This is a genomic window from Microbacterium sp. ISL-103, assembly GCF_018613995.1.
Lineage (GTDB): Bacteria > Actinomycetota > Actinomycetes > Actinomycetales > Microbacteriaceae > Microbacterium.
This window is the reverse complement of the sequence record NZ_JAGGPD010000264.1, coordinates 1-3,449: the sequence shown is the minus strand read 5'-3', so window position 1 is coordinate 3,449 and position 3,449 is coordinate 1. Positions and strand designations below refer to the sequence as shown.

The 3,449-nt window shown below is 68.1% G+C and carries 4 protein-coding genes and 1 pseudogene; 4 read left to right on the top strand and 1 reads right to left on the bottom strand.

The window, feature by feature from the left end:
* Positions 1–232 (top strand): annotated as a pseudogene (locus J7E68_RS10460) (hypothetical protein); the annotation flags it as partial.
* A 34-nt stretch (positions 233–266) separates the two neighbouring features.
* On the opposite strand, the gene J7E68_RS10455 reads toward J7E68_RS10460, so the two are convergent.
* The gene (locus J7E68_RS10455; protein WP_215172341.1) at positions 267–923 is read right to left on the bottom strand and encodes a GntR family transcriptional regulator; all 657 of its coding nucleotides are present in this window, start codon (positions 921–923) and stop codon (positions 267–269) included.
* Between the two features lie 175 nt (positions 924–1,098).
* Here J7E68_RS10455 and J7E68_RS10450 point away from each other — a divergent pair, with 175 nt between their 5' ends.
* The 3 genes from J7E68_RS10450 to J7E68_RS10440 all read left to right on the top strand — a co-directional run.
* Positions 1,099–2,376: an NRAMP family divalent metal transporter gene (locus J7E68_RS10450; RefSeq protein WP_215172339.1), complete on the top strand. Its 1,278-nt coding sequence runs from the start codon at positions 1,099–1,101 to the stop codon at positions 2,374–2,376.
* A 4-nt stretch (positions 2,377–2,380) separates the two neighbouring features.
* Positions 2,381–3,145, top strand: a complete 765-nt coding sequence (locus J7E68_RS10445; RefSeq protein WP_215172337.1) for a 5-oxoprolinase subunit PxpA — start codon at positions 2,381–2,383, stop codon at positions 3,143–3,145.
* A 54-nt stretch (positions 3,146–3,199) separates the two neighbouring features.
* The coding region (locus tag J7E68_RS10440; RefSeq protein WP_215172335.1) for a carboxyltransferase domain-containing protein at positions 3,200–3,449 on the top strand (250 nt) is incomplete at its 3' end.

Below are 3,449 nucleotides of genomic sequence, written 5' to 3'. Positions count from 1 at the left end.
GAGGGGAGCCGTCGACCCTCCCCTCGAGGAGATCATGCTGCGCACCACCCTCGAGGGCGTGTTCATGAAGTACGCCGTCTACGGAGACACGTATCCGCTCGAAGACGCGAGGCGCTGGGTGCGCCGGCTCTACGCGCTGCCCGAGCCAGAAGCGCCGCTTCCGCTGCAGCTCGCCCCGAGGAACCCCGACGCGCGGACGCGCGCATCCGGCGCCGTGCGGTCGGAGCCCTGACCGCTGCGCGCTCGACCGCCGAGCGCATAGCGCCTCATCCCAGCTGCATCCGGGCGAACGCTCCGAGCACGACGCGTTCGGACTGCACGAGGTAGCGCTCGAGCTCGGCTGCACCGGCCTGCGCACCGCGCGTGAGGAAGGTGTCGAGCACGGCGCGGTTCTTGCGCACGAAGGGCTCGTGGAGCGACCGAGGGTCGTCGATCTTCAGGAACGCGAGTCGCAGCTCTGCCGCCAGGTCGCGGTAGGTGCGGGCGAGGCGCGGGCTGTCGGACAGAGAGACCAGGGCGACATGGAACGCCATGTTGGCGCTGCCCACCGCGCGCCAGGTCTCGGCGTCGTCGAGGAGCGCGTCCTGGGCCGCCGCTTCCGCGGCGATCACCGCGTCCTGCATCTGCTGGACCGCGGGGTGCTCCGGCTCGGAGTGCATGAGCGCGGTGCACTCGATGATGCGGCGTGCGCGATAGATGTCGATGACGTCGGCGATCGACGGCGAGGCGACGGAGACCCCTCGGTGCGGTACGTGCTCGAGCAGTCCCTGCTCGGAGAGGGCACGGAACGCCTCGCGCAGGGTGTTGCGGGCGACGCCGAAGTGCTCGGCGATGGCCGATTCCGACAGGCGAGAACCGGGCGCGAAGGCGCCGTCGATGATCTGCTGTCGGAGCGCATCGGCGAGCATGCCCTGCTGGTTCATGCCTTCATCGTAGGCGTCGGAGTGGCGTGGATCGTTCGAGAACCCGCCTCTGCCATTACGCGAACGCAACTGCGCCGTAGCACAGCGGAAACAAAGTTGTTGAACAATATTGCTCGATCCGTTCTACACTGGGTGCCACTCGACACCCACCAACGACGATGGGAAATCCCCCGCAATGTCAGAGAACACCAGAGCCCCGCTCTCCGCAGAAGACGAAGTCCGCCTCTCGGCCGCAAAGAGACGTGCCGGTCGCAGCGCCGTGATCGGTGCGATCTTCCTGATGGCCACCAGCGCCATCGGCCCCGGATTCATCACGCAGACGGCCACCTTCACGGCGACCATGGGGGCGGCGTTCGCGTTCGCGATCCTCGTCTCGATCCTCGTCGACATCGCGGTGCAGCTGAACGTGTGGCGCATGATCACCTCTTCGGGCATGCGCGCCGGCGAGCTGGCCAACAGCGCCATCCCGTTCTCGGGGCACGTGATCGCCGTGCTGGTCGTCATCGGCGGCCTCGCGTTCAACATCGGCAACATCGCCGGTGGTGGCCTGGGCTTGAACGCGCTGCTCGGGATCGATCCGAAGCTCGGCGGAGCGCTCACCGCGGCCCTCGCGGTCATCATCTTCCTGGTCAAGAAGGCGGGCCCCGTCATGGACGTGGTGCTCATCGTGCTCGGCATCGGCATGATCGTCATGACCGTGATCGTCGCCGTGATCGCCCAGCCGCCGATCGGCGAGGCCCTGCGGCAGACGTTCGTTCCGGATGAACTCAACTTCGCCACGATCACCACGATCGTCGGCGGAACCGTCGGCGGATACATCACCTACTCGGGTGCCCACCGGTACCTCGACTCGGGTCACACCGGTCCCGAGCAGGCGGGCCCTGTGATGCGCGCCGCGGCGAACGGCATCCTCGTCACCGGCGTCATGCGCTACGTGCTGTTCCTCGCGATCCTCGGCGTGGTCGCCTCTGGCGTCTCGCTCGACCTGTCGAGCCAGGCGGCGAACCCCGCGGGTCAGGCCTTCGGCGCCGTGCTCGGCGATGCGGGACTGCGGATCTTCGGTGCGATCTTCTGGGCCGCCGCGATCAGCTCGGTGATCGGTGCCGCGTACACGTCGGCGACCTTCCTCTCGACCTTCACGAAGAAGCTCAAGGGCGGGTGGCCGCTGCAGCTGGCCACCGTCGCCTTCATCGTCGTGTCGCTGATCGTCTACCTCTCGATCGGCACGGCGCCTGCTGCGATCCTCGTGTTCGTCGGCGGCTTCAACGGGTTGATCCTGCCCATCGGACTCACGGTCTTCATGTACATCGGCTGGTTCCGCCGCGACCTGCTCGGCTCGAAGAAGTACCCGATGTGGCTGCTCGTCGCGGGTACGCTCGTGACGCTGCTCACCTGGTACATGGGCATCGTCTCGGTCGGTCCCATCTTCGCCTTCCTCGGAATCGGAGCATGACCCCATGACATCGATCGACCTGAACTCCGACCTCGGCGAGAACGTCCCCGACCGAGTGGTCAGCGACGACGAGAGCATGCTGCGTCTCGTGACCAGCGCGAACGTCGCGTGCGGATTCCATGCGGGAAGCCCCGAGGGAATCCGGTCGACTCTTGCGAGCGCCGTGGCCGGAGGCGTCGTGATCGGCGCGCACCCCGGCTACCGCGACTACGAGAACTTCGGTCGCACGAAGGTCGACATCGACTCGGCCACTCTGCAGGCGCACGTCGAGTACCAGCTCGGAGCCCTGATCGGTCTCGCCGCAGCCGTCGGCGGCACGGTCGCCTACGTCAAGCCGCATGGAGCGCTCTACAACACGATCGCCCGCGATGAGCGGCAGTCGAAGGACGTGGTGGCGGCGATCCGCGCGATCGATCCGAGCCTCGTGCTTCTGGGCCTTGCCGGAGGCGTGGTGCTCGACGTGGCCGAGCGTGCGGGCCTCGCGACCGCGGCCGAGGCCTTCGCCGACCGGGCGTATCAGCCTGACGGGCAGCTCGTCTCGCGCACTGAGCCGGGGTCGGTGCTGCACGACCCCGCAGCCGTCGCCGAGCGCATGGTGCGCCTTGCGGGCGAGGGAGTGATCCGTGCGATCGACGGCACCGACGTGCCCGTCAGCGCGCAGTCGATCTGCGTGCACGGCGACAGTCCGGGCTCGGTGGCCATGGCCGCAGAGACGAAGCGGATGCTGCAGGATGCGGGCATCACGATCGCCCCGTTCGCGGGAGTCTGACATGACCGTCCTCGCCACCGCCGACCAGCGCGCCGATGCGGAGTACCTCGTCTGATGCGGATCCTCACGGCATCCGACCGCGCCCTTCTCGTCGAGGCGGCCGACCTCGACGAGGCGATGCGTCTGAACCTCGCGTGGGACGGCATGCGCGGTGTGGTCGAGCGGATCCCCGGTGCGCGCACCGTGCTCGTGAGGTTCGATCCGCTGGTGGTGTCGGCCGCCGATCTTGCTCACGCGCTGGCGTCGACGGTGATCGACACCGCCCATCTGCCGACCACCGGCGCGGTGCCGGTGCCGGTGCGCT

What these genes read in the sequence shown, in the direction of transcription:
- J7E68_RS10445 (WP_215172337.1), top strand. Translation starts at nt 2,381, where the DNA reads ATGACATCGATCGACCTGAACTCCGACCTCGGCGAGAACGTCCCCGAC.
- J7E68_RS10450 (WP_215172339.1), top strand. Translation starts at nt 1,099, where the DNA reads ATGTCAGAGAACACCAGAGCCCCGCTCTCCGCAGAAGACGAAGTCCGC.
- J7E68_RS10455 (WP_215172341.1), bottom strand. Translation starts at nt 923, where the DNA reads ATGAACCAGCAGGGCATGCTCGCCGATGCGCTCCGACAGCAGATCATC.